Raw genomic sequence first — 24,661 nt, forward strand, 5'->3', positions numbered from 1 at the left:
ATGAAGTAGTGTAAGCCGTTGATACATCAATGTTTATAGAGGGAGGTTAGTTGAATAAGAAGTATTTTGGATACTTATGGTAAAGTGTGATTTAAGGAGGGATAGAAATGGTGAATTTATTATTACTCTTTGGGTTAATTGTATTAGTATTAGTTAGCTTATTAAGCCCCAAAAATAAAATGAACTCCACTAAAAAGAAATTATATCTTTTAAGTCTTATTTCAACTGTTATTTTTGCACTCATACCTACAATTGGTTATCAAGTCGATGGTAACGGGAATCATTTCTTTGGTTTTCCTGCTGAGGGTTTTGTATATCGTGGTGGATGGGTTTTTACCTTTAGTTCTTTGGGATTATTGCTTAATTTTTTTCTGTTTTATTGGTTTTTTAAGCTATTACTATATCTATGGAGAGTGTTAACCGTACGAGTAAAGAAGTAATTTTAGACTAATATTTGTAAATCGCCTTATTAAGCTAACGGGTGCTTAGTTCAACAAGAGGGGATCGTCAATCGACGGTCTTTTTTATTTGCCCAAATAATACGTACCATAGGTTATTTGGTAATATTTAATACTTTCTACTATCCAGTTGCAATGAGAACAATCGTTCGATATACTAATGAAAAAGGAGGGAACAAACGTGCACAACCAATTAGTTAAGTCGATGGAATATAACGAGTCCCTAGATATGATGTACATCGCGAAAGATGGTTCGATCAGCAAACGAAGAATCAAAGCACTACAGGTCGGTGAGGTATCGTTCCGTGCATTCTGTTTTCTACGTAAATCCAAGCGTACTTTTACAATTGATAACGTGCTGGTACTTGTTCCCGTCACATCTAAGGAGAGTCTGGTGATTTAAGTCGTGGCGTTAATCCCTGGAGAAGCAATACCACATTTCGAGAATATGATTTATTTGCCGATGATAATAAGCATTTTAGAAAGAGACCGGCAAGTGATTGAAATTAGTTCATTCAAATTAAAAGAACCTTATATCAATATCGTTGAAAGTACGCTTAAGACTGTACGTGCAGAATTAAAAGAAACAAATATGTATGCGCGAAGAAGAAATATGAAGGTTATTAAGAAAGGAAAAGATGGTTCATTCACCGAGTATGCATTTATCCATGGCGGATACGAAGATCTTCGTCGTTATTTAAACGTCAGGCTGCGCAATCGAACTGAAGAATTAATAAGTGTGTACTTTGCCAAAGTAGATATCCCAATTCTGAAAGGATGATATAAATGACAGCAATTCCGAAACCGCCAAAATCAAAGGTTGTGGCAGGCCCAAAACTAACAGAAACCGACTTTCTTGAAATTGGCGAGAGAATCGGTGAATCAACAGAATTCGGCGTAGAGGTTGAAATTACAATTTATGCCCAAAAGAGGTATGAATCAGTTACAGGAATCGTGAAAGAAGTTGATGGCCAACAAGGTAAATTGACATTGCAAGTAGGTTATGAAAACATAAAAATCAACATGAATAATATCGTGAGTGTGAATTGAGTAGATAAAAATCGCGATAGAGGAACACAGAAATGAACTGCTATGATGCTACCAGAGCATATAGTTGCATTGAGAAATTGGATGGATGAGGATCATTACGAAGAGCGTCCAGAACTCGGTGAGTGGGAGTTACAAGCTATACAGGAAGAAATCGAAGTAGCGTATAAACGTAAATGCCAAACGTTAATTAAGACCTGGAAGGACGGCAAGATTATGACACGCGGAGCCATAGTGGAAGTAATTGATGTGCGGTCTAGGTGTATTGTGCTCCATAACCCCTGTGAACTCGAGAGGATTCCGTTTTCAGATATAGTCAGCGCACAATGTAAGGAATAAAAACAAAGACCAATTCTATTCAGGTTTGGTCTTTTTAATGTCGATATTTATAGGAATTATAGAAGGACTATCTCACTATTCGTCGAATTATGACAATAGGAGGAGGTGGATAATATGAAATGCTTAAAATGTGGGGTTGCTTTCAGCGAGAGTGATATTTTTTAAATCTTAGAAGATGAAGATGAACCAATTTGTGACCGCTGCGAATTTATGGGTGATTTTTATAATATTACGCATGCTGGTACTGATTTTGTCGTTCAGGCAAAAAATTCAGAAGACGCTATTCGCAGGTGGAAAGAGTTTGTTGTTAAAATGGAGATTTTTAGTGAAGAACTATCTTCTATTACAATTGTAACTAAAAAAATAGATCACGCAGTACTTATCAGATAACTGTGAAATAGAAAAGAGGGGGCATATGCCTCCTCAGCTACTACCTATGGTATCGATCGGATTGAAGAAGGTCAATATGTGTTCTTAGATCATCAGAACGAAGAAAACCAATTACTCATTCCTGCTACCGAAATTAATATCGAAATCGCTGAAGGCGGCATCGTTTAATTAGTAGTTCAGAAGCGAGATATGAATTTGAAGTCTTATATAGAAGAAACTCATGACATGAAAGAAAAAGTAAGCAGCTTGCTCGAAAAGTTGAAGAATAAAAAGTAAATGTGAAAAGCCATCAACTCAAATGAGAAGGTGATTTTTTGCATTATGATGGGAAATTAAAACGACCAATCCGATAAGGGAAAGGTCGTTGTTTGTTTGCAGTTTATTGTTTTATCTCATAGTCTTGTCGGCCTAATTCGTCGCCTGAGTAACCTTGGTTAGCAACTAATGTGACAGGCGTTTCTAAATCATCCAACTCGTAAGCAATAGCGTTTTCTACAGTACCATCCTTTTTGATTGTTTCTAACTGTGTATCTAAAAATCTGTCATCAGGTGCTGAACCTACAGATATTTCATTAACGGCATTTGGATTGTTGTCTTGAATAGCTGTAAAAACAGCTATCCAAGCCGTTATTGGATCGATGTCTTTATCGCTTAAGTTTGTTGCATCGTACCAGATTGCGAATACTGGTTTTTCGCCATATTCATTACCTTTTTCTCCTACTTGAATTACTTTTGTTTCGGTAATGTTTATTTTTAAATCGACTAATTTTGCTTCATTATCTTTAAAATAAACATCTTTACTTTTTTCCTCTTTTTTTGTATCTGTTTTGTCAGAGGGTACAGGTGTTTGAGTATCTTCTTTTGGCGTTTCATCCTTCGTGCTATCTTCTCCGCATGCAGCTAATACAAGTACTATTGATAATAGTGAAAATCCGATAAGTTTCTTCAAAATATATTCCTCCTAATAGATGTAATAGTTCTATGGTACGACATTTAACATGGATTGGCTATATGTGGATGTAAAGGGAGATAGCTACTCTCCATTATTCATCATCCATTCAAACAGCCTTGCCGATTTCTTGGAGTATCTTCAAGAATAAAGGTGACATCTGAACCAATACATAACCTAACCCGGCATTAAAGATAGTTTGCCAAGCCTTTTCGCTGTTGCCTAACATAAAGAAGAAACAGGCTCCTACCATGATTACACTTGCGATAGGAAAACTAATGGCGACGAGTATTTGTATTAAAGGATCTAGGACAGTAGTTAGCATTGCCATCGAACCTTCAGCAATAAATCCAGTTGGTATCACTTCAGGAGTCATAGATTCCATGGAATAGACGGGGATAGTGGGGGAGTTTGCTAGTACGTTTAGGGGTTCGATTGTTGGTGTGAGAGTGGGTGCGAGTTCGGGTGTAGGTAAGGTTGGTGCGGCAGCGTATGCAGGAACAGACTTGGTAGCGTGAATCCCATATGCGGTTATAGCGGCAGCAGTAGATACTCCAATTCCCACCATTGCCTTATTGCTCATTGCGTATTTACCTTCCATTCTATCGCTGAAATCTGTATAATTTCGCTCTGGAACAACCTCGAAATCGAGTTTTCTTCTAGTCATTTATCTTCCTCCTTTTATTTAATGTCTTCTATTGTGTAAACCATGACAACAGGTAAACCTTCACATCCCTCTTTGAGTTGTTTTCTACGATGTTCGGTCGTTGTTAACCACACGATGGTAGGATAATGCCCGAACTTTTCCTCAATCAATCCGTTTTGGTACAGTTCCTTATAACGCTTAATCTTTTTTCTGTTTTCGCTCATAGATTGTTTGTGGTCAACTTCGAGAAAATGCTTGCGATCCCATGCGTCTGTAAACATGGCGTCCACAATGACGGTAGCGGTTCCGTCCGAAACTCTCGTTTCATTTTTCCACTTAGGAGGACAATCGTTAAAAAGCCATACATCGTTTCGCATAATGGCATGCCGGATATGACCGTCAACCTTGCGGATTTTTTCGCAGTCTACATAGTTTTTGCCGGATTTGGATAAGTAATAAATCGTTGCATATCCGATGCGCGTACTTTTGAGGTAACCGTTCAAGCCGCTTAGAATCCGATTTGTATTTCGCACCGTCCCGAATTTAAAGTAGCGGTTTAATTGATCGCGCGTCATAAAATCAAATTTCTTCAATAACAACAGTATCCGTTCTTCGCGATCGCTCAATTGTCACAACCTCCTTCACTTTTTCTTCCGTATAAGGGGCGATAGTAGCGCGGATAACTTCGGATGTGATTAAAGGAGTCTGCAATATTTCACGCTTATCGGCAGTCTGATATATGGCTCTACCTTTAATTTGTGGAAGATTCTCAGCACCTACCTCATCCAATACTACCCTCGAAGCTACAGCAGATTGAACTCTAAATGAAAGTTTAGCGTCTGAGTTCTGTTTACATTGTCTTGGAATCACGTCACCAGTAGGGTATTGGGTAGCTAGTATCTGCCTAAATCCTAATCCTGCTCCTAAACGAGCAATCTGACTCATAAGGATTTGACATTTCAACTTCAAATCCTTATCTTCTTTACCGATTGCTTCTGACGGATTTAATTCACCAACCTCATCTATGATGACAAAATATCTTTCCTTTATTCCTGCTTCTTGCACGTTCTTTTTGCCTAAAGACCTCATTCTAGTTTGCACCTGTCTCATCTGGTCGTAGGCTAGTTGCAATGTCTCTAGAGCTTCGTGTGGCTCGTATGCAATGGATACAGTCTGTTTGATGTTCTCGTAGTCGCATAGTTCTACTCCACCTTTTAAGTCGATGAGGAAGAGTTTGACGTCCTCTGGTTTGCTTTGTACCAGACTAACAATCATTGAATTAATGAAATTACTTTTTCCGTACCTTGTGGATCCCCCGAGCGCGAGATGACTTATCTTTTCAAAGTCGTGAAACTTGAACTCATTCTTTTCCCTTGCCACTCCAACAGGGACAGACCATCCCTCACCAACTTGAAAGGGGACTTGTGTAGGCATTGGTTCATCATAGACTCTTAGAGTCAGTAGTCCATCAAATGACAATTCCAATTCCTTCTTTTCGATCAGTTTGTTAGTCCATAACGTTTTCAAATTATCAATGATATTTGCATCTAATTGTAAATCTTTCAAGTCAGCAAACGATAGACGTTGTCGCCTATTGTTTAACCCATCTTCCAAGATGCTTTGTTTATTCCGATAGTCTTCAAAGCTTCTACCGAGGGGCAAACGATATTTATATTCCCATCCCCAGTCATAATTTTTTTTGCGTATAAGCTGAGTTGTCAAAGTATCTTTTCCATCCTTTACATTTAAGCCACTCAACGAAATAATTCGCTGGATTTTTCCAGAATCATTGGTCGCTAATCCTTTCTTTTTCACATAAGCTTTCAACGCAATACCACCCATGACTCCAGTGGTCATGATTTCGAATATCATTTCTTCATTCCTCCTTTAAGATCAACACCACAGGGTTCTCTTACGTAGTAAGAGCTTAACTTATCGGGTAGACAGGAAAAGCGAAGTCAACCCATGCGGCGCTTGATCTTTTAAGTATCCAGTTCGTCTGCCGAATGGGAAATTGAAATGGAACAACACTGAAAGCAAATATTTAACGTTGTTTAGTTGTCAAAGTGCTTCATAAGGCAACGCGACGGGAAGTTAATCGAGCAATGGATCAGGTAGCATTATCCTCCATTCAATTTGAGGTGTTTGAAATAAAACCGCAAGGCTTCACGATAAGTACGACTTCGATCACGTTTGGGTATCTTTTCAATTTCTTCGATTAAATCGGCATCGATTTCGGGATTCAGCTTCGCTTGAATATTTATTGTTGTTTTCTTTGCTTCCATTTCGCAGCCCTCCTTTATCTCTTTTTATTACTTTTTACTACTCCTTATCACCATATGTTGGGAAGATAAAGATGATGCCTGTCCATTAATAAAAAGTAATAAAAAGTATTAACTGCTTTATTTCATTATGTAAAAAAAAAAGAGGGGACATTTAAGCCTCCTCCATGTAAAGTCGTGGCATACTTCCTGGCATACAAAACGTTAATATTAATCGAAAGTACCTGCGTTTAGTTTTCGATAAATCGTTACTATAAATGACTTTTAATAAACAGGTAATAACGTGGGTGGCGAATCCCGCCGTCTCCATATATAGAAATCAACGGATTTCATATGACTATAGCGAATTCAACCTTCGAAGAGTATTCTTTCCAATGCGAAAGTGAACTAGAATAAAATATGTATTTTATGATTTGCATTGATCATCACGATAGAAATATATCGAGGTGATTTTTTTATGGAGAAAAGGTGTTACGTATACGGTCATTATATAGAAGAATATAAGATGGGGGGAGAGACTACGTTCTTACCGGGGATGTCCGATTGATGAGCCAAGTACACTTGCTTATATTAATAGAAGGAACTCATCTTAACTTAAGATATATCTATCACTAGCGTTGATTTATATGACTTACTTTGCTATGATGTATCTAACAATATTTGTACGGGATAATTGAATGGAAACCTTGTCATATCAACGTTTAATGCTAGAAGTCCTTGAAGATAACGACGACGTTCAAGACGTTTACCATAATGCAGAATTGAAAGATTAATTTTGATTCATAGTAATATCCATCCACTAAGCAAGATTGGTGGATGGATATTTTTTTTAGAGTGATTGAATTATATACACTAGCGTCGTTCCATAGTGTACAATTTCAATGAAGAATGTAAATTGATGAAAGTCAGGAAGGAAGTTTGGCTTGATAGAAACAATATTGTTAAATTTCTTGTTTTTACTATTTCCGGTTTTAACGGCCTTAATTTTCTTTGAAGATAAGTTAACGAATTCCAATAAATACATACTCGTTTCGCTTTCGGCTGTTTCCCTCATATTATGCATGGCATTCCCTATTAAATTAGATCAAGGATACATCATAGATTTGAGATATATTCCGTTTATAATTGTAGCTCTTTACGGTGGGTATAAGATGGTTTTTCCACTATACCTCGTTTTAAATGCTTACCGGTTTATCATCGGCGGAGAGGGGATTTATCAATCACTCATTTTCTCCACTCTCATTTTTCTAGTGATTCCTTTATTGCATAGTTATTTCATACGTCAGTCCTCACATAAAAGAGTTTTTTGTGCAACAGTTACCGGTGTATCAGTATTTTCTTTTTATTTTTTTACATTAAGTTTTGTTTTCCCAAAGCTAACCATTGAGTATTGGACATTAGTGCTCTTTTATATAACCACTCACCTCGTTGTGGTATTTATTATCGTGTCTATCGTCGAAAAAATTATTACTAATATTAAAAAGCGGGAATTGTATTTGCGTTCAGAAAGACTGAATGACATAAGTGATTTATCGGCTAGCATAGCCCACGAAATTAGAAATCCTTTAACTGTTACGAATGGCTTCCTGCAGCTGTTAAACGAATCGAAAACAATTACATCCAATGAAAAAACATATATTGATTTTTCAATAAAGGAATTGAATCGGGCAGAACAGATAGTTAGTGATTTTCTGATGTTTTCGAAACCACAAGGAGAAAGTATGGTTTTTTCTGATTTTAGAAAAGAAGTTGAATACGTGGAAAACATTATGCATCCTTACGCCAAGATGAACCAAGTCGATATCCAAGTACGTTTTACCAACACATTAAAAAGGAATTATGATGCGAATCAAATTCAACAATGCCTCATTAATTTATTCAAAAATGGGATTGAGTCGATGCAACAAAATGGGGGAACTCTTCAAGTCGATATATCGGAATACAAAAAGAATATACTGATCACTGTTAAAGACAGCGGAATTGGTATGACGAAACAAGGAATTTCTCAATTGGGAATACCTTATTATTCTACAAAAGAAAAGGGGACAGGCCTTGGCATGCTAATGGTTTATAGTACAATTAGGCATTTGAATGGGGAAATCAAGGTGGAAAGCAGTGTCGGAAAAGGAACCACTTTTCTGATTTCCATACCCGTATAACTTCATTGATTAAAAACGAGGTACTTGCTATGATATATGTAATCTGCTAAAAACGACTGTACAACCGGTGGCCGCCGACAAAGCGGCCATCTTTTCTTTTGCAAAACGACTCCTGTTAAAGGTAGAAGGTGCGTTCGTATGGTATAATTGGTTAATATATATAGGGGGAGAGAAGTTTGTACGACTACATAAAAGGGCAGGTCACACGTGTGACTCCTGAACATATCACACTTGAACAAGGTGGAATTGGTTGGCTTATTGCAACGCCGAATCCATACGCTTTTCATAAAACTGAAGATATTCAGCAAGTGTTCACTTATTTGCATGTTCGTGAAGACATCCAACTGCTCCTTGGCTTCAAAACACTTGAACAGCGGGAGTTATTTAAAAAGCTAATTACCGTTTCAGGTATCGGACCTAAAGGGGCCCTTGCAATACTCGCAAGCGGTATTCCATCACAAGTTATTGGTGCCATCGAACGTGAAGACGAGACTTTCCTAATTCAATTTCCCGGAGTGGGGAAAAAGACTGCTCGACAGATGATTCTAGATCTGAAAGGGAAATTGTATGATTTATTTAATGCAATGGACATGCCCGAGGATGATGTCACACTACTGACGATGGCGGAGAATGGAGCACTTGATGAAGCCTTACTCGCATTGGAAGCACTCGGTTATTCACAGCGCGAACTGACAAAAATAAAATCAAAATTAGAACAAGAAGAGCATGATACTGAAGGTTATATGAAGTTGGCACTTCGGTTACTTCTGAAACAGACTTAAATTTTTATCAATGAGAGAAAGGAGGGTGGACAATGGAGGAACGTGTTATTTCGGGAGAAGTATCGGATTTCGATGAGCGCTTTGAACAATCACTCAGACCACAATTTCTAAGTCAGTATATCGGACAGGAAAAAGTGAAGGAAAATCTCAGTATTTTCATTGAAGCGGCAAGAGGCCGAAGCGAAAGTTTAGACCATGTCTTATTATATGGACCGCCTGGTTTAGGGAAAACGACGCTCGCAACCGTTATTGCCAATGAAATGGGCGTCAATATTCGAATGACTAGCGGACCTGCTATTGAACGCCCTGGTGATCTAGCGGCAGTCGTTTCATCCCTTGAGCCAGGGGATGTGCTATTCATCGATGAAATACATAGGTTGAATCGCGCGATTGAAGAGGTGCTATATCCCGCAATGGAAGACTTTTGTCTAGATATCGTTGTTGGGAAAGGGCCATCTGCACGGTCAATTAGGCTTGATTTGCCGCCATTCACTCTGATTGGTGCAACAACACGTGCCGGAGCATTGTCTGCGCCTTTGCGCGACAGATTTGGTGTTCCGCTCCGACTTGAGTATTATGATGTTGAACCACTTAAAGAAATCGTCATTCGTAGTGCAGGTCTATTTGAAGTTTCAATAGACGGTCTGGCAGCTGTTGAAATCGCCCGCAGGTCTCGCGGTACTCCGAGAATTGCGAACCGACTGTTGCGTCGTGTACGCGATTACGCACAAGTCAGGGGTAACGGTAGCATTACTTTAGATATGGCGAATGAAGCACTCGAAATGCTTCAGGTCGATTCCAGGGGGCTTGACCACATCGATCATAAGTTACTGGCAGGAATGATTGAGCGCTTCAGAGGGGGACCCGTAGGCATCGATACGATATCGGCTAGTATTGGTGAGGAATCTGTGACGATAGAGGATGTCTATGAACCGTATCTGCTGCAAATAGGTTTTATTCAGCGTACACCACGCGGACGGGTTGCAACTCGTCTTGCTTATGAACATTTCGGATATTCGATTCCGGAGCATCATGAATTTTAACTTACTTATAAAGGGAGAATATATGTAGATGGATGTAAATGAATTCGATTTCGAACTACCAGATAACTTGATAGCGCAAACACCGCTACTAGACCGTACAGCAAGCCGCCTGATGGTTCTCGACAGTGAAACTGGGGAAGTGGAGCATCGTCATTTCCGGGACCTTCTTGATGAACTCGAAGCTGGAGACATGCTCGTTCTGAATGACACGCGCGTACTGCCTGCAAGGTTAATGGGTGTTAAAGAAGAAACTGGAGCCATGATTGAAGTTTTACTCCTGAAACAAACAGGAGATGATGAGTGGGAAACACTTGTAAAACCCGCGAAACGTGTGAAGCTTGGAACAATTGTCACATTTGGTGACGGACGTTTAACTGCAACATGCACCGGTGTTATGGAAACGGGCGGACGGGCATTTAAATTCCGTTACGAAGGGATTTTTTATGAAATTCTAGATGCCCTTGGCGAAATGCCTTTACCACCTTATATTACTGAAAAGCTTGATGATCAGGCACGCTATCAAACTGTGTTTGCGAAAGAACGGGGATCCGCCGCGGCACCGACGGCAGGACTTCATTTCACGGATGAAATTCTGGATAGCATTAGGAATAAAGGAGTGAACATTGCATTCATCACACTGCATGTTGGTTTAGGCACATTCCGTCCTGTCAGTGCAGATACGATTGAGGAACATACAATGCATTCCGAATATTATCATGTGACCGAACAAGCAGCGGATGCCATTAACCAGGTAAAAGAGTCTGGAGGACGTGTCATAGCGGTCGGTACGACATCTGCTAGAACTTTGGAGACCATAGCATCAGCTAATCATGGTAAAATCGTATCTTCAAGCGGATGGACATCCATTTTTATTTTCCCGGGTTATCAATTTAGTATTTTAGATGGCCTTGTAACTAATTTCCATTTACCTAAGTCTACATTAATCATGCTAATTTCAGCTTTATCAACGAAGGACCATATACTTGCAGCATACAATCGAGCGGTTGCGGAGAAATATCGCTTCTTTAGCTTTGGAGATGCAATGTTCATCAAACCGTCACAAAGGAAGGAACTATAAAATGTCAGCAGTCACATATGAACATATAAAAACATGTAAACAGACCGGGGCTCGTCTTGGAATCGTCCACACACCGCACGGATCATTTGAAACACCAGCATTCATGCCTGTGGGTACGCAGGCAACCGTTAAGACAATGTCTCCTGAAGAACTGAAGGAAGTCGGAGCGGGTATTATTTTGAGTAACACATACCATCTATGGTTGCGTCCAGGGCAGGATATCGTGGAAGAAGCAGGGGGTCTACATAAGTTCATGAATTGGGATAGACCGATTCTAACTGATTCAGGCGGCTACCAAGTGTTTTCATTGAGCGAATTCCGCAAGATTAAAGAAGAAGGCGTCCATTTCAGACACCATTTAAATGGCAGTAAACTCTTTCTAAGTCCCGAAAAAGCAATGGAAATCCAAAATTCATTAGGCGCAGATATTATGATGGCATTCGATGAATGTCCGCCATTCCCTGCTACGCGTGAATATATGAAAGCAAGCGTTGAACGAACGTCTAGATGGGCTGAAAGGTGTCTAGGGGCACATGCACGTCCAAATGATCAGGCACTGTTCGGAATTGTGCAAGGAGGCGAATTTGAGGATCTGCGCGCGCAAAGTGCAAAGGACCTTGTGTCACTTGATTTCCCAGGTTATGCGATCGGCGGACTTTCCGTTGGCGAGCCGAAGGATATCATGAACCGTATTCTGGAACACACGACACCTCTTCTGCCATCGGACAAGCCACGTTACCTGATGGGTGTAGGTTCTCCTGATTCACTCATTGACGGCGCAATCCGCGGTATTGATATGTTCGACTGTGTCCTACCAACACGCATAGCGCGAAACGGTACGCTCATGACGAGTGAAGGGCGTTTGAACATCCGTAATGCGAAATTTGAAAGGGATTTCCGTCCACTTGATGAAAATTGCAGCTGTCATGTATGTAAAACCTACAGTCGGGCTTATATTAGGCATCTGATCAGAGCAGATGAAACATTCGGTATCAGGCTGACTTCTTATCATAACCTTCATTTTCTTCTTAATTTAATGGAGCAAGTAAGGGAAGCAATTCGCCAAGATCGTCTCGGAGATTTCCGTGAAGAGTTTTTTGAAAGCTACGGATTTAATAAACCGAATGCAAAAAACTTTTAAATCTTGTATAATTAATCTTGATTGAAAGGGGGCTATTTATATGAGTGGAGGATTAGTACAATTATTACCATTCGTTGCGATGTTCGCAGTGATGTGGTTTTTGTTAATCAGACCAGCACAGAAGAAACAAAAAGCGACGAAACAAATGCAATCAGATTTGAAACGTGGAGATAAAGTCATCACAATCGGTGGAATTCACGGTACAATTGACGCTGTAGATGATTCATCGGTTTTCCTTAAAGTATCTGAAGGTACTACGTTGCAGTTCGACAGACAAGCAGTAGGTCGAGTAACGACTTCGATTTAATCACACTGAAGCTTAAGTGGTTTTTTAAAAAAACAAGAAGCGATTATTTGACGGGCATTTTCCCGTTCAGATAATCGCTTCTTTTTACATAGTTTTCATGTATATTTGTACAAGCATAAAGGGCAAGCTGTCTTAAAAAGGGAGGATCTTTATGTCTGAATTTCTGACCATCGTTTTTCGAACGGTGTTCCTTTATATACTCATTTTGATCATCTTGCGTATCATGGGGAAAAGGGAAGTCGGCGAGTTAGGCGTTATCGACGTAGTTGTCTTCATAATTATGGCTGAAGTTGCAGCAGTTGCTCTAGAATCCCCCGATGCAAAACTGAGTCACTCCATTCTACCCATGATTGTTCTTTTAATTATCCAACTTGTTTCTTCTTATTTTTCATTGAAAAGTAAGAGATTCAGAGACATTGTTGATGGTGAACCGACACTTATTATTAGACATGGGCAAATATTGGAACGGGAAATGAGGAAACAACGTTACAATCTTGATGATTTGTTTCAGCAACTTCGCGAGCAGCAAATAGGTTCCGTTCATGAAGTTTCGTTTGCTTATTTAGAGCCGTCGGGGAATCTCTCCGTTTTTGTACATGACGATATCCAACCAGTGCTTTCCCTTATTTCTGATGGTGTAATTCAAACTAGACATTTAGAGCTCATTGGAAAAACAGATGCATGGCTTTTAGAGGGACTTAAGCAGCTCGGTGTGAATGAAATTGATAAAATCTTTTACTGTTCATATGAAAATGAGCAACTGAAGTTTCAACTAAAAGTTGAGTATCAATAACTTTTCAAAAGCCTCTTGAATAAGAATAAATCGCTCTTCTTAACTTGGCCAGTTAAAATTAGAATTACTAATAAAAAGAGGGTTGTTATTGCACATTCCGTTATTAAACCAAAATCTCCAATCGGAATAAAGATTGGCCGCATAATGCATGTCATGATGAATGAAGCATAAGGCAAGGCGAACATAGTGAAACCAGTTGCAGTTGATTTGTTTTTACGTAGCGTAGCGATATGTAGAAATGATGTGATTAGCACACCGAATCCTATGGCAAGGACAGCTCCTGTCACCTGTAGCCCTGGCTGGGATGCAAGTATGAACATGACTGCCAATTTTGCAATGCCGCCGTATACGGAGTTCATCATTCCTGCTTTGGCATCCCCTGTTGCTTGTAAAATGGAGTAAAGAGGGCCTTGAATATAATAAAAGAAAAAAACTGGAGCTAGAAGAGCCATATAGGATGCCCCTTGGGTAACATGGAACAGCTTTACGGCCATCTCCTCTCCATGTATGAAAAAAACTGCGGCTGCAACAGTACCTGTCAATGCGGATAAGCGGAGTGACAGATGAATCCGTTCTTTCAACTTGCTCGTATTGCCCGATGCAACTGCTCCGCTGACAGCGGGTACCAGGACGACTGATAATGCATATGGGATGAAGGCGGGGAAAAGGAGTAACGGAACAAGAACGCCCGATACTATTCCATATAGTGAAGTTGCGGCTATGACGGTAACTCCTGAAAAAGAAAGAGCACGAAGAAAAATAATAGGTTCAAGAAACCAAGTAAACGTCCCAAATAACCGGCTGCCAGAAGAAGGCAGGGCAATGGCTAGAAGGGGTTCCATTGGATAGCGTTTTACTTTCCCAGTCTGTTTTGGACCCCGTTTTTGTTGTTGTCTGTATTTAAACAGTAAATACAAGACAGAAAGGACTTCCGCCAATAACGTAATTCCCATTGCATAGGCAGCATTCATCGCCGTATTATCAGATGAAAGCAGCTGCGGCAATAGTCCTGTAATTAGGACGATACGGCATAATTGTTCGATAATTTGCGACCAGGCTGTTTCCTCAATCCGTGCGATTCCTTGGAAATAGCCGCGGATTAAGCCGCCAATTGCTGCAATGGGAACAATGGCAATTCCAACATATAATGTCATTGAAGAAGCAGAATTACCGAGAAGTGTCTCCGATAGATAAGGTACAAATAAGATGGAAGCTGGAATGAAAACAGTCCCCGTCAAAATTGTGATGAGGGAAGCGGTTTTCATTACGGAAGCGATTTTTATGGATTGCCCTTTCGCTTCAAGCTCGGCGATTACTTTTGCTATGGCAATCGGCACACCTAACTGGACGAGCGATAGAAAGAAGATGAAAGCGGGGTAAGCTGTCATGTAAACACCCACGGCCTCTTCACCGGCAATCCGCATAAATTGGATCCGGAAAACAAATCCTAAAAGCTTAGTTAGAAATACGGCAACCATCAGAACGACAGTTCCACGGATGAATGAAGACAATGTAAGCAACTCCTTCTTAATTCCAGTCATTTCGTATACCTCAAACATATGTAGAAATCCATCCATTAAATACTGTCATATCAATGTTTTTATGCTGTAAAATAATATACATATTAGATTAAAGATTCAGCAAGCTACCATCCCTGTCGCTAACCTACTTATATGCGTAAACTGAAGGACATATTTTCATTGACTCGTTGCAAAGTGAACCGATTGAAATATTGATCGAACGAAAAAAGATTATTGACGTTGTATGAATACTTTTCTAGAAGCAGGAAATAGTAACAAAAGTAGATACAGATTGGAGGGATTAAGATGAAGCAAAAACAAAGTTTTGCACTAATGTCAGTTATTTTATCAGCAGGGCTTTTGTTCGGCTGCAACGGTGTGGATGAAGATGAGCCGGACCCATCTGAAGAACCTACAGAGCAACAAGAAGACAATAGTCAATAATTATCGTTTTCTAAAAGAGAATTCATGTAAAAACATCGTTCAAAACAGGACGGTGTTTTTATTTTATTTTTTAAATCTAACTTACTAACGAAAACGCGTGTATATATAGGTGCAATGAGTTAGAATATAGAAGATAAAACCCCTAAAGAAGGCGTTCAAAAAATCGTTAAAACGGTATATCATACACTAAACGTATGCGGAAATATACATCCTTACGACTGCCCAGGAGAGGAATGGGGAATATGACCACGCAATTCAGACAACTATTTGATCACATGCTACCTGCAATAGATAGTAAAAAGACTGAGTTTCATCTCTATGGGTACACGACAGTAACCGCTGCGGATATTTGGACGTTTTGTGTCAAAAAAAAATGGCGTAAGAATGATATAGAGAAAATGGGACTGCATGAAATTGCGAATGGGATCCTAAAAATCTCACCTGCTGAGTTTATGACGTATACTCAGATTGAAGAACAACGCGGTTCAAACTGGTTTTCAGATTTGAACAGTGACGAACTACAAATACTTCTTACACCACACAAATCGAAAAAGAAGTTATAATACTACTATTCGACCATTTGACACATGATTGGCCGTGTTTCATAATAGATATATTATATATTTAATTGGTTAGTCTACGGCGCCTAGTTGTTGCATAGGCGCTGTAGCTATTCTCGGAGTATGTACATAGGTAGAATGAGTACAGCTGCACTCCATATTTAGAGGGGGAAATGGGATTATGAAAAGAAGAGGACGGATCGTAGCCTTTCTATTATTAGTCGTCTTTTTTGGCTTGACGATTGGAACGACTACTAGTCCGATAGTGAAAGATGTAAAATTGGGCCTTGATTTACAGGGTGGTTTTGAAGTTCTTTATCAAGTTGAACCATTGAAGGAAGATGGGAAGCCAATAACTGAAGAAATGGTTAAAGATACTGCGAATGCGCTTTCGAACAGGATAGACGTACTCGGAGTTAGTGAACCAAGTATTCAAATTGAATCGAATAATCGTATTCGTGTTCAGCTTGCAGGGGTTGAAGATCAGGAATCTGCACGGGAACTCCTGTCAACGCAGGCGAATCTAACTTTCAGGGATGCGGATGACAATCTTCTTCTTGACGGTAACGACTTGAAGGAAGGAAAAGCCAAAGCGAACTTTGGGGAAACCAACAATCCAGTTGTTACGCTTGAAATGAAATCCCCGACTAAATTCGGTGAAGTCACGACGAAGATTGCACAGAAAAAGCCGGAAAATGTAATGGTAATTTGGCTCGATTTCGTAGAAGGTGAAGATTCTTTTAAAGAGGAAGTCACAAAAGAGAAACCTAAATTCGTATCTGCACCTTATGTAGCGAATCCAATAAATTCTTCAGACGTTGAAATATCTGGATCATTCACCGTGGAAGAAACGAAAAACCTTGCGGGAATTTTAAACGCAGGAGCATTGCCCGTACATCTAGAAGAGGTATATTCTACTTCGGTCGGTGCACAGTTCGGTGAACAGGCACTTAACAAGACGATTTACGCTGGAATTATTGGTATCTCACTTATCTTTATTTTCATGCTCGTCTATTACCGTTTGCCTGGTTTAGTGGCAGTTATTACATTAACGATTTATATTTTCATCATATTGCTTGTATTCACACTTATTAATGGTGTACTGACTTTGCCAGGAATTGCGGCACTTATGCTCGGGGTCGGAATGGCCGTAGATGCAAATATCTTAATGTATGAAAGAATACGTGAGGAATTGCGTGTTGGCAAATCCATCAAGACCTCGTTCATGGCGGGTGCAAAATCATCATTCTCAGCCATTCTTGATGCAAATATTACGACCATTATTGCAGCATTAGTCCTATTCTATCTTGGGACAAGCTCTGTAAAAGGTTTCGCGCTAATCCTTATCATCAGTATACTAACCAGCTTCTTAACAGCAGTATGGGGATCACGCATATTCTTAGGGCTATTAGTCAATAGTGGCGTATTTGATGGCAAACCAGCATTGTTCGGTATTTCGAAAAATAAGGTTCATGCACCTGAAGAACAAATTGAAACATTGGATCTTACGACGAAATTTGACCGATTCGATTTTGTCCAAACACGTAAAAAGTTTTATGCTATTTCTGCCGTATTGTTAATTAGCGGTGCAGTTGTGCTAGGTATTTTCAAGTTGAATCTTGGAATTGATTTCTCAAGTGGTACGCGCGTTGAAGTACTTGCTGACCACCCCTTGAAGACCGAAGAAATATCTTCGTATTTGGATGAAATCGGACACCCAACAGATGATATCGTCATTTCCGGTGATACAGGAAATATGGGTGTTATGCGTTACAAAGATGAGTTTAATCAAGAAGAAGTCAACAAGCTAAAAGTGGATCTTGCCGCCGAATTTGGTTCTGAACCGAATATCTCGACGGTTTCAGACACAGTCGGTAAGGAACTCGTGAAAAATGCAATAACATCGTTGCTTATTGCTATGCTTGGTATCGTCATTTACGTTGCATTTCGTTTCGAATGGCGTATGGGGGTCGCGACCATTATCGGTCTTTTCCATGATGTTTTCTTCATGGTAGCTGTGATCAGTATTTTGCGCCTAGAAGTCGACATCACCTTCATCGCCGCAGTGTTGACCATTGTCGGTTACTCCATCAATGACACGATTGTGACATTTGACAGGATCCGAGAAAATATCAACCACCGCGGACGCATCGATGATGTAGCAGAACTTGCGGATATCGTAAACAGATCATTGCGCCAGACGCTTGGACGTTCTGTTAATACGGTACTCACAGTCGTCTTTGTTGTAGTAGCACTTATGCTATTCGGTGCAGAATCGATTCGGACTTTCTCAATCGCACTTCTGATTGGATTGTTTGCAGGAACTTATTCTTCGATTTTCATCTCCGCTCAAATCTGGTTTGACCTGAAAAAGCGTGAAATGAGAAAAAAAGGCGCCATTAAAGTTGAGGATACAAAGAAAAAATGGGGCTCAGACGAACCTGTCGTATAAATAATACAAGGTAAAGTTTCAGATAATCATGAAACAGGGTATACACTCAACTGTATACCCTGTTTTTATATTTTTTTATGAAAGGAGAACTGTCCTATGAAGTTTCAATGGAACTTGCTTCTAGGTCTTTTATTTGCCATTATTATTGCCGTTTTTGCTGTTTTCAACGTAGATGCAGTTCCGGTTAATTATGTTTTTGGGGTCGCACAATGGCCACTCGTCCTTGTCATTCTTTTTTCAGCTCTCCTAGGTGCTGCGGTCAGCGGACTATTCGCGATGTTTCTCTCGTTTCAATCAACTCGACGCATTAAAGTCCTTCAGAAAGAAATGACTTTGAAAGAATTAACGATTGCAACACAACAGAACGAAATAGCAGAACTGCAAAAGTATACTGCACTGCCATCCAGCAAGGAAATGTAGAATGGACATAAAAGTCTGAAATTGGAGCATCATCCTGGTATCCTTACCTCGATAGATGCTCTTCTTTCTGTTTAAAATAGTCTTTTCTTTTAGAGTAGAAGCGCATCCGCTATAATGAAACTGAGGATGTGAGAGATTTTGATTGAATCAATGAAAAGGTGGAAAGTGGAACGGCCGGACGAACAACAGGTAACTTCGTTGATGAATGATCTTGGTTTATCTTCTGTCCAGGCAAAAATATTAGCTTCACGAGGATTAGGAAATTCAGAAGAAGCGAAAGCCTTTTTACATATGGATGCATCCAGTATGCACGATCCTTTCTTATTTCACGATATGGACAAAGCAGTCTCGCTGATAAAAACAGCTATTGCTGCAAACAAAAAAATAGCAGTGTACGGGGATTATGACGCCGATGGTGTGACAAGTGTTACTGTTTTAACAACTGCATTGGAGCGGCTGAAGGCAGATGTGTTCTTTGCAATACCTGACCGTTTCGAACATGGTTACGGGCCAAATAAAGATTTATTCCTCGAGCTTTATGAAATAGGAGCTTCTCTAATTATTACGGTTGATAACGGGATTTCTGGAGTGGAAGAGATTGCCTATGCAAAATCGCTAGGGATAGACATTATTATTACGGATCACCACGAAATAGGTGAGGTGATGCCTGTAGCAGATGTAATCATTCATCCACGGCATCCCGATGGCGCATACCCGTTTGGCGAACTTGCAGGTGTTGGAGTAGCGTTTAAACTGGCATGCGCTTTACTCGGAGAAGTACCACAGGATTTAATTGAACTAGTCGCAATTGGTACAGTTGCAGACTTGGTACCGCTTCACGGAGAAAACAGGTATTTTGTTAAAGAGGGTATCAGACAAATGCGTGTGTCAAAGCGTCCCGCAATCCAGGCGCTCACACGAGTTGCAGGCACTGAACAAGCAACACTTTCAGAGGAGTCAATTGGATTCATGATTGGACCCCGCCTGAATGCAGCAGGGCGTCTAGGAGATGCTTCTCCAGCAGTGGAACTATTGAAAACAGAAGATCCTGCAGTCGCTTCAGCATTAGCAAATGAACTCGATTCGCTTAACAAAGAACGACAAGCCATTGTTTCGGAAATAGCTGTTGGAGCAGAGGAAATGATTGTGAAGATGTACGGCGAGACAATGCCGCACGTATTCGTCATTTGCGGAGAAGGATGGAATTCAGGTGTTGTCGGTATTGTAGCTTCACGCTTGACGGAAAAGTATTATCGCCCTTCTATCGTCTTGTCTCTTGACACGGATTCAGGAATTGCGAAAGGATCTGCGAGAAGTATCGCGGGGTTTGACATGTTTGTAGAGCTCTCGAAAAATGCCCACCTTCTTCCTCATTTTGGAGGTCATCAAATGGCGGCCGGCATGTCTTTAGCTAGCAAAGATGTTGGTACGCTACGTGAAAATCTCAACAAGCAAGCTGAGCTTGTGCTAACAGGAGAAATGCTTATTCCAGGAGTGCGAATCGATGTACCGCTTTCGCTAAGTGAAATCGATGTTAGTGTTCTAGAATCCTTGGAACTGCTTCGTCCATTTGGCATGGGATTTGAAAAACCTGTCTATATGCTTGAAGATTTAACTGCCAAAACGGTAAGGAAAATCGGAGCGGCAAAAAACCATATGAAACTTGAATTGGCCGAAAGTAATCTTTCACTGGATGCCATCGGATTTGGGCTCGGTCATATTGCCGATCAGCTGACGCCAGGCGTTAAACTATCGGTTACAGGTGATTTACAGGTGAATGAATGGAATGGAAATAAAAAGCCACAACTATTAATCGGGGATATCAAATCTGATGAATGGCAATTATTCGACTTGCGCGGCGTGCGCGAAGCGGCTAGGTGGCTTCCTACTATTCCTCTCAAGGATACATTTTTTGCTGCATTCCATAAACAAACAGTGATTCATTTTCAGTCGTCCATGAAAGGGATACCAATTACTCTCCTCGGGCATGAAACGATTGAAAAGGCAGAGAATCTGGTATTACTTGATATTCCAGACGAAGCAATTCAGCTAGAAAACCTTATTGTTTCGGTCGATCCGGATCGAATCTATGCACATTTTCACGCGCCTGAATCTAGGTATTTTGATGGTTTACCAAGCCGTGAGCAATTTGGGTGGTATTACAGTTTTTTGAAAAAACGCGAGAAATTCGATATCGTAAATAATGGTGAACAGCTTACAAAACACAAAGCGTGGAAAAAAGATTCGGTTTATTTTATGTCAAAGGTGTTTTCTGAGCTAGGATTTGTTAAGATTGAGGATGGTTTTGCTTCCGTCATGGAGACGGTTGGCAAACGGGATTTGACCGATGCGCCATCTTACAAAGAGCGTGAGCGTCAGATTGAGCTAGAAAAAAGACTGCTGTTCGCGCCTTATTCGGAATTGAAAAAATGGTTCGATACTGTGCGAAATGGAACTGTCGACAGGGAGGAACAATAATGGATTTGAAAGAATATGTAACGATTGTACCGGACTATCCTAAAAAGGGAATTAGCTTTAAGGATATTTCAACAATCATGGATAATGGTCAGGCTTATAAATTCGCAACGGATGAAATCGTCAAATTTGCGAAAGAAGTCGAAACAGACATTATTGTCGGTCCTGAAGCACGGGGATTCATCATCGGTTGTCCAGTGGCTTATGCATTAGAAGTAGGCTTTGCGCCAGTTCGTAAACCTGGAAAGTTGCCTAGGGAAACGATTGAAGTCGAATATGATCTCGAATATGGAAAAGATACCTTAACGATACATAAAGACGCCATCAAACCTGGCCAACGTGTATTGATAGTTGACGATCTTCTTGCAACAGGCGGCACAGTTGGTGCAACTGTTGAGCTTGTTGAAAAGCTTGGAGGCGTCGTTGCAGGTTGTGCCTTTATCATAGAGTTATCTTATCTAGACGGCCGTGAAAGGCTACAAGGATATAATATGCGTTCTTTGATCACCTATTAAAAACAATCCTCCGCACGACTGGCGGGGGATTTTTTTATATCTTTATATCACAACCCTTTACATATGCATAGGTTTATACATACAATAGGAATACTATCATTTTTGCGGATAAGGTCGGAAGGGGTAATAATATGGCGAAAAATCGTGACATGACGGCGGAAGAAATATTCTCCCTCGTCGCCTCCTATATGAATGAAGAACACGTTTCGTTCGTCAAAAAAGCATATGAGGCAGCAAAGACTTCGCACGAGGGCCAGCATAGGAGTTCAGGTGAAGCGTATATTATTCATCCTGTTCAAGTTGCAGGTATTCTTGCCGAATTGCAAATGGACCCTTCGACAGTTGCAGCCGGATTTCTTCATGATGTTGTAGAAGATACAAATGTAAGCAGGGAAGATATTATTCGTGATTTTGGCGAAGAAGTAGCAATGCTTGTCGACGGTGTAACGAAACTCGAAAAATTACAATATAAATCTAAAGAAGAAAAACAAGCGGAAAACCACCGGAAGATGTTTGTAGCGATGGCCCAAGATATTCGTGTCATTCTCATCAAGTTGGCGGACCGTCTTCATAATATGAGAACACTGAAACATGTACCTGAAGAAAAGCAACGCCGGGTTGCGGCGGAAACTTTGGAAATATTTGCACCACTTGCGCATCGCCTTGGAATCTCAGCCATTAAGTGGGAATTGGAAGATACAGCATTGCGCTACTTAAACCCACAACAATATTATCGAATCGTCAATATGATGAAACGCAAACGCGTAGAGCGAGAAAACTATTTAGCAAACGTAATGGAACAGGTTAAGTTGGAAATCGGAGAAATGGAAATTGATGCAGATTTATCGGGCCGTCCCAAGCATCTCTATTCCATCTACCGGAAGATGGTCGTTCAGAAAAAAGAATTTAACGAAATTTATGATCTGTTGGCAGTGAGAATTCTAGTTTCAAGCATTAAAGATTGTTACGCTGTGCTAGGTATTATCCATACGCTATGGAAACCCATGCCTGGGAGGTTCAAAGACTACATTGCGATGCCTAAGCAAAATTTATATCAGTCACTGCATACGACTGTTGTAGGTCCTGCAGGTGACCCGCTCGAAGTACAAATCCGGACCGAAGAGATGCATAAAATTGCCGAATTCGGTGTCGCTGCTCACTGGGCATATAAAGAAGGAAAATCGCTGACTGATCATCCAAGTGATATTGATTCGAAATTGACTTGGTTTAGAGAAATACTTGAATTTCAAAACGAATCTTCTAACGCCGAGGAATTCATGGAGTCGTTAAAATTCGATTTGTTCTCGGATATGGTTTATGTATTTACGCCTGATGGGGATGTAATAGAACTACCTGCAGGGTCAGTCCCGATTGATTTTGCTTATCGCGTCCATTCTGAAATTGGGAATCGGACAATTGGTGCGAAAGTTAACGGCAAAATGGTGCCTCTGGATGCTGAATTGTTTACGGGTGATATCATCGAGATTTTAACTTCGAAACAATCATTTGGACCAAGTCGTGATTGGTTAAAAATCGCAAATACCTCTCAAGCGAAAAATAAAATACGACAGTTTTTCAAAAAACAACTTCGGGAAGAAAATATCCTAAAAGGTCGGGAAATGATTGAAAAGGAAATTAAATCGCAAGAGTACGATTTAAAAGAAGTGCTTTCGATAGAAAATATAAAACGTACAATTGAGAAATTTAGTTTTACTTCTGAAGAGGACATGTATGGGGCCGTGGGATTCAACGGTATTACTGCTCAGCAAGTTGTCAATCGGCTAGCAGAAAAATTACGAAAAGTACGAGAACAACAAGACACAATAGATAAAATCGTTTCAGATATGAAAACACCACAACCTGAAAAAATGACTGAGTCAGGTGTTATTGTTAAAGGTATAGATAATTTACTAATCAGGCTTTCAAAGTGTTGTAACCCAGTACCGGGCGATGGAATTGTAGGCTTTATCACAAAAGGCCGAGGCGTTTCTGTTCACCGTGGTGACTGCCCAAATATCATTGTTGATGATAATGATAATGACCGAATTATCGATGTTGAATGGGCAGTTGGACCTTCTAACACAAGGAAAGAGTTTTTGGTTGATATCGAAGTGTCGGCATTTGATCGGCAAGGTCTGTTAAATGAGGTCATGATGGTTGTTGCTGATACGAAAACACCCATGGTAGCTGTGAGTGGCAAAGCAGACCGTGACAAGATCGCTCGAATTCATATGACGATTAAAATTACTGATATCACACATTTGCAAAGAATCGTAGATCGGATCAAACAAATTCGTGATATCTATTCCGTGCAACGTGTCATTAATTGATTGGAAGGTGTAATACATGAGAATCACGCTGCAGAGATCGGGTCCAGCCACTGTCCGTGTCAACGGTGAGACGACGGGTTCAATCGAAAAGGGTTATGTCCTCCTAGTAGGCGTAACCCATTCGGACACTGAACAGGACGCCGATTATCTGGCGAAGAAAATCGCAGAACTGCGTTTATGGGAAGACGGCGAAGGTAAGATGAATCATTCTATACTTGAAGTGGGCGGAGATATTCTATCGATATCCCAATTTACTTTGTTTGCGAATGTGAAAAAAGGACGCCGTCCAAGTTTTACTGATGCAGCAAGACCGGACCAGGCAAAACCGCTATGGGAATACTTTAATCGCAAAATAGCAGAAGAGGGTCTAGTCGTTCAGACAGGTGTATTTGGAGAAATGATGGATGTCGAACTTGTTAACAATGGCCCAGTAACGCTTATTATTGATTCGAAATAACATAGAAAAAGGACTTTCCTGGTTGAGGAAAGTCCTTTTTCTATGTTTAGTATTCTAATACATTTATAACATGT

The 24,661-nt window shown here is 40.3% G+C and carries 27 protein-coding genes; 21 read left to right on the forward strand and 6 right to left on the reverse strand.

The window, feature by feature from the left end; translation table 11 throughout:
* The first annotated feature begins 107 nt into the window (after nt 1-107).
* The 6 genes from AC25Y6_RS03965 to AC25Y6_RS03990 all read left to right on the forward strand — a co-directional run bounded on the left by AC25Y6_RS03965 (nt 108) and on the right by AC25Y6_RS03990 (nt 2,234).
* Nucleotides 108-440 (forward strand): hypothetical protein, encoded by a 333-nt coding sequence (locus tag AC25Y6_RS03965; RefSeq protein ID WP_488142118.1) that lies wholly within the window; start codon nt 108-110, stop codon nt 438-440.
* Between the two features lie 199 nt (nt 441-639).
* A complete protein-coding gene (locus tag AC25Y6_RS03970) occupies nt 640-861 on the forward strand; it encodes a transcriptional regulator (protein ID WP_488142119.1) in 222 nt (73 codons plus the stop codon).
* Nucleotides 862-864: 3 nt separating this feature from the next.
* On the forward strand, nt 865-1,239 hold the full coding sequence (locus AC25Y6_RS03975; protein ID WP_488142120.1) for a YhjD family protein: 375 nt from the start codon (nt 865-867) through the stop codon (nt 1,237-1,239).
* Nucleotides 1,240-1,244: 5 nt separating this feature from the next.
* On the forward strand, nt 1,245-1,508 hold the full coding sequence (locus tag AC25Y6_RS03980) for a YolD-like family protein (protein ID WP_482103515.1): 264 nt from the start codon (nt 1,245-1,247) through the stop codon (nt 1,506-1,508).
* Nucleotides 1,509-1,553: 45 nt separating this feature from the next.
* Nucleotides 1,554-1,844: a YolD-like family protein gene (locus AC25Y6_RS03985; RefSeq protein ID WP_488142218.1), complete on the forward strand. Its 291-nt coding sequence runs from the start codon at nt 1,554-1,556 to the stop codon at nt 1,842-1,844.
* A gap of 210 nt (nt 1,845-2,054) precedes the next feature.
* On the forward strand, nt 2,055-2,234 hold the full coding sequence (locus AC25Y6_RS03990) for a hypothetical protein (RefSeq protein ID WP_488142121.1): 180 nt from the start codon (nt 2,055-2,057) through the stop codon (nt 2,232-2,234).
* Between the two features lie 379 nt (nt 2,235-2,613).
* Here AC25Y6_RS03990 and AC25Y6_RS03995 read toward each other — a convergent pair whose 3' ends face one another.
* The 5 genes from AC25Y6_RS03995 to AC25Y6_RS04015 form a co-directional block, all read right to left on the reverse strand.
* Nucleotides 2,614-3,183, reverse strand: coding sequence for a DUF5067 domain-containing protein (locus AC25Y6_RS03995; RefSeq protein ID WP_488142122.1), 570 nt, complete (start codon nt 3,181-3,183; stop codon nt 2,614-2,616).
* A gap of 109 nt (nt 3,184-3,292) precedes the next feature.
* A complete protein-coding gene (locus AC25Y6_RS04000; protein WP_488142123.1) occupies nt 3,293-3,850 on the reverse strand; it encodes a hypothetical protein in 558 nt (185 codons plus the stop codon).
* A 14-nt stretch (nt 3,851-3,864) separates the two neighbouring features.
* A complete protein-coding gene (locus tag AC25Y6_RS04005; RefSeq protein WP_488142124.1) occupies nt 3,865-4,455 on the reverse strand; it encodes a replication-relaxation family protein in 591 nt (196 codons plus the stop codon).
* Nucleotides 4,409-5,701, reverse strand: coding sequence for an FtsK/SpoIIIE domain-containing protein (locus AC25Y6_RS04010; RefSeq protein WP_488142125.1), 1,293 nt, complete (start codon nt 5,699-5,701; stop codon nt 4,409-4,411). The genes AC25Y6_RS04005 and AC25Y6_RS04010 overlap by 47 nt, the downstream gene beginning before the upstream one ends.
* Nucleotides 5,702-5,949: 248 nt before the next feature.
* On the reverse strand, nt 5,950-6,114 hold the full coding sequence (locus AC25Y6_RS04015; protein ID WP_488142126.1) for a hypothetical protein: 165 nt from the start codon (nt 6,112-6,114) through the stop codon (nt 5,950-5,952).
* Nucleotides 6,115-7,061: 947 nt separating this feature from the next.
* Between AC25Y6_RS04015 and AC25Y6_RS04020 the strand changes: the two genes are divergently transcribed.
* From AC25Y6_RS04020 to AC25Y6_RS04050, 7 genes are all read left to right on the forward strand, one after another.
* The gene (locus tag AC25Y6_RS04020) at nt 7,062-8,270 is read left to right on the forward strand and encodes an ATP-binding protein (protein ID WP_488142127.1); all 1,209 of its coding nucleotides are present in this window, start codon (nt 7,062-7,064) and stop codon (nt 8,268-8,270) included.
* 176 nt (nt 8,271-8,446) lie between these two features.
* On the forward strand, nt 8,447-9,052 hold the full coding sequence (ruvA, locus tag AC25Y6_RS04025) for a Holliday junction branch migration protein RuvA (RefSeq protein WP_482105322.1): 606 nt from the start codon (nt 8,447-8,449) through the stop codon (nt 9,050-9,052).
* Nucleotides 9,053-9,084: 32 nt separating this feature from the next.
* Nucleotides 9,085-10,095, forward strand: a complete 1,011-nt coding sequence (gene ruvB / locus AC25Y6_RS04030) for a Holliday junction branch migration DNA helicase RuvB (protein WP_482100837.1) — start codon at nt 9,085-9,087, stop codon at nt 10,093-10,095.
* A gap of 28 nt (nt 10,096-10,123) precedes the next feature.
* The gene (gene queA, locus AC25Y6_RS04035; RefSeq protein ID WP_488142128.1) at nt 10,124-11,173 is read left to right on the forward strand and encodes a tRNA preQ1(34) S-adenosylmethionine ribosyltransferase-isomerase QueA; all 1,050 of its coding nucleotides are present in this window, start codon (nt 10,124-10,126) and stop codon (nt 11,171-11,173) included.
* Between the two features lies 1 nt (nt 11,174).
* Nucleotides 11,175-12,314, forward strand: coding sequence for a tRNA guanosine(34) transglycosylase Tgt (tgt, locus tag AC25Y6_RS04040; RefSeq protein WP_488142129.1), 1,140 nt, complete (start codon nt 11,175-11,177; stop codon nt 12,312-12,314).
* Between the two features lie 40 nt (nt 12,315-12,354).
* On the forward strand, nt 12,355-12,621 hold the full coding sequence (yajC, locus tag AC25Y6_RS04045; protein WP_482100834.1) for a preprotein translocase subunit YajC: 267 nt from the start codon (nt 12,355-12,357) through the stop codon (nt 12,619-12,621).
* A 151-nt stretch (nt 12,622-12,772) separates the two neighbouring features.
* The gene (locus tag AC25Y6_RS04050) at nt 12,773-13,414 is read left to right on the forward strand and encodes a DUF421 domain-containing protein (RefSeq protein WP_488142130.1); all 642 of its coding nucleotides are present in this window, start codon (nt 12,773-12,775) and stop codon (nt 13,412-13,414) included.
* Here AC25Y6_RS04050 and AC25Y6_RS04055 read toward each other — a convergent pair.
* Nucleotides 13,408-14,955, reverse strand: coding sequence for a putative polysaccharide biosynthesis protein (locus AC25Y6_RS04055; RefSeq protein WP_482105320.1), 1,548 nt, complete (start codon nt 14,953-14,955; stop codon nt 13,408-13,410). The two genes, AC25Y6_RS04050 and AC25Y6_RS04055, sit on opposite strands and share 7 nt — an antisense overlap.
* Before the next feature lie 285 nt (nt 14,956-15,240).
* On the opposite strand from AC25Y6_RS04055, the gene AC25Y6_RS04060 reads away from it, so the two are divergent.
* From AC25Y6_RS04060 to dtd, 8 genes are all read left to right on the forward strand, one after another.
* Nucleotides 15,241-15,378 carry a hypothetical protein gene (locus tag AC25Y6_RS04060; RefSeq protein ID WP_482105319.1) on the forward strand — a complete coding sequence of 46 codons (138 nt, stop codon included), beginning with the start codon at nt 15,241-15,243 and terminating at the stop codon, nt 15,376-15,378.
* Nucleotides 15,379-15,620: 242 nt separating this feature from the next.
* Nucleotides 15,621-15,941, forward strand: a complete 321-nt coding sequence (locus AC25Y6_RS04065) for a post-transcriptional regulator (RefSeq protein ID WP_482100830.1) — start codon at nt 15,621-15,623, stop codon at nt 15,939-15,941.
* 178 nt (nt 15,942-16,119) lie between these two features.
* Nucleotides 16,120-18,390, forward strand: coding sequence for a protein translocase subunit SecDF (gene secDF / locus AC25Y6_RS04070; protein WP_482100829.1), 2,271 nt, complete (start codon nt 16,120-16,122; stop codon nt 18,388-18,390).
* A 96-nt stretch (nt 18,391-18,486) separates the two neighbouring features.
* On the forward strand, nt 18,487-18,810 hold the full coding sequence (locus AC25Y6_RS04075; protein WP_488142131.1) for a LapA family protein: 324 nt from the start codon (nt 18,487-18,489) through the stop codon (nt 18,808-18,810).
* 138 nt (nt 18,811-18,948) lie between these two features.
* Nucleotides 18,949-21,288 carry a single-stranded-DNA-specific exonuclease RecJ gene (recJ, locus tag AC25Y6_RS04080; protein WP_488142132.1) on the forward strand — a complete coding sequence of 780 codons (2,340 nt, stop codon included), beginning with the start codon at nt 18,949-18,951 and terminating at the stop codon, nt 21,286-21,288.
* A complete protein-coding gene (locus tag AC25Y6_RS04085; protein WP_488140030.1) occupies nt 21,288-21,800 on the forward strand; it encodes an adenine phosphoribosyltransferase in 513 nt (170 codons plus the stop codon). The genes recJ and AC25Y6_RS04085 overlap by 1 nt, the downstream gene beginning before the upstream one ends.
* Nucleotides 21,801-21,931: 131 nt before the next feature.
* Entirely contained in the window at nt 21,932-24,130 is a 2,199-nt protein-coding gene (locus AC25Y6_RS04090; protein ID WP_482100825.1) for a RelA/SpoT family protein, read from the forward strand.
* Nucleotides 24,131-24,146: 16 nt separating this feature from the next.
* Nucleotides 24,147-24,587, forward strand: a complete 441-nt coding sequence (gene dtd / locus AC25Y6_RS04095; RefSeq protein WP_482100824.1) for a D-aminoacyl-tRNA deacylase — start codon at nt 24,147-24,149, stop codon at nt 24,585-24,587.
* The last annotated feature ends 74 nt before the right edge of the window (nt 24,588-24,661 follow it).

It is taken from the genome of Sporosarcina sp. Y1004 (assembly GCF_057669665.1).

Coding starts and splice junctions, on each gene's coding strand:
- AC25Y6_RS03965 (WP_488142118.1), top strand. CDS start 108: ATGGTGAATTTATTATTACTCTTTGGGTTAATTGTATTAGTATTAGTT.
- AC25Y6_RS03980 (WP_482103515.1), top strand. CDS start 1,245: ATGACAGCAATTCCGAAACCGCCAAAATCAAAGGTTGTGGCAGGCCCA.
- AC25Y6_RS03985 (WP_488142218.1), top strand. CDS start 1,554: ATGCTACCAGAGCATATAGTTGCATTGAGAAATTGGATGGATGAGGAT.
- AC25Y6_RS03990 (WP_488142121.1), top strand. CDS start 2,055: ATGGGTGATTTTTATAATATTACGCATGCTGGTACTGATTTTGTCGTT.
- AC25Y6_RS04000 (WP_488142123.1), bottom strand. CDS start 3,850: ATGACTAGAAGAAAACTCGATTTCGAGGTTGTTCCAGAGCGAAATTAT.
- AC25Y6_RS04010 (WP_488142125.1), bottom strand. CDS start 5,701: ATGATATTCGAAATCATGACCACTGGAGTCATGGGTGGTATTGCGTTG.
- AC25Y6_RS04015 (WP_488142126.1), bottom strand. CDS start 6,114: ATGGAAGCAAAGAAAACAACAATAAATATTCAAGCGAAGCTGAATCCC.
- ruvB (WP_482100837.1), top strand. CDS start 9,085: ATGGAGGAACGTGTTATTTCGGGAGAAGTATCGGATTTCGATGAGCGC.
- queA (WP_488142128.1), top strand. CDS start 10,124: ATGGATGTAAATGAATTCGATTTCGAACTACCAGATAACTTGATAGCG.
- tgt (WP_488142129.1), top strand. CDS start 11,175: ATGTCAGCAGTCACATATGAACATATAAAAACATGTAAACAGACCGGG.
- yajC (WP_482100834.1), top strand. CDS start 12,355: ATGAGTGGAGGATTAGTACAATTATTACCATTCGTTGCGATGTTCGCA.
- AC25Y6_RS04050 (WP_488142130.1), top strand. CDS start 12,773: ATGTCTGAATTTCTGACCATCGTTTTTCGAACGGTGTTCCTTTATATA.
- AC25Y6_RS04055 (WP_482105320.1), bottom strand. CDS start 14,955: ATGACTGGAATTAAGAAGGAGTTGCTTACATTGTCTTCATTCATCCGT.
- AC25Y6_RS04060 (WP_482105319.1), top strand. CDS start 15,241: ATGAAGCAAAAACAAAGTTTTGCACTAATGTCAGTTATTTTATCAGCA.
- AC25Y6_RS04065 (WP_482100830.1), top strand. CDS start 15,621: ATGACCACGCAATTCAGACAACTATTTGATCACATGCTACCTGCAATA.
- secDF (WP_482100829.1), top strand. CDS start 16,120: ATGAAAAGAAGAGGACGGATCGTAGCCTTTCTATTATTAGTCGTCTTT.
- AC25Y6_RS04075 (WP_488142131.1), top strand. CDS start 18,487: ATGAAGTTTCAATGGAACTTGCTTCTAGGTCTTTTATTTGCCATTATT.
- AC25Y6_RS04085 (WP_488140030.1), top strand. CDS start 21,288: ATGGATTTGAAAGAATATGTAACGATTGTACCGGACTATCCTAAAAAG.
- AC25Y6_RS04090 (WP_482100825.1), top strand. CDS start 21,932: ATGGCGAAAAATCGTGACATGACGGCGGAAGAAATATTCTCCCTCGTC.
- dtd (WP_482100824.1), top strand. CDS start 24,147: ATGAGAATCACGCTGCAGAGATCGGGTCCAGCCACTGTCCGTGTCAAC.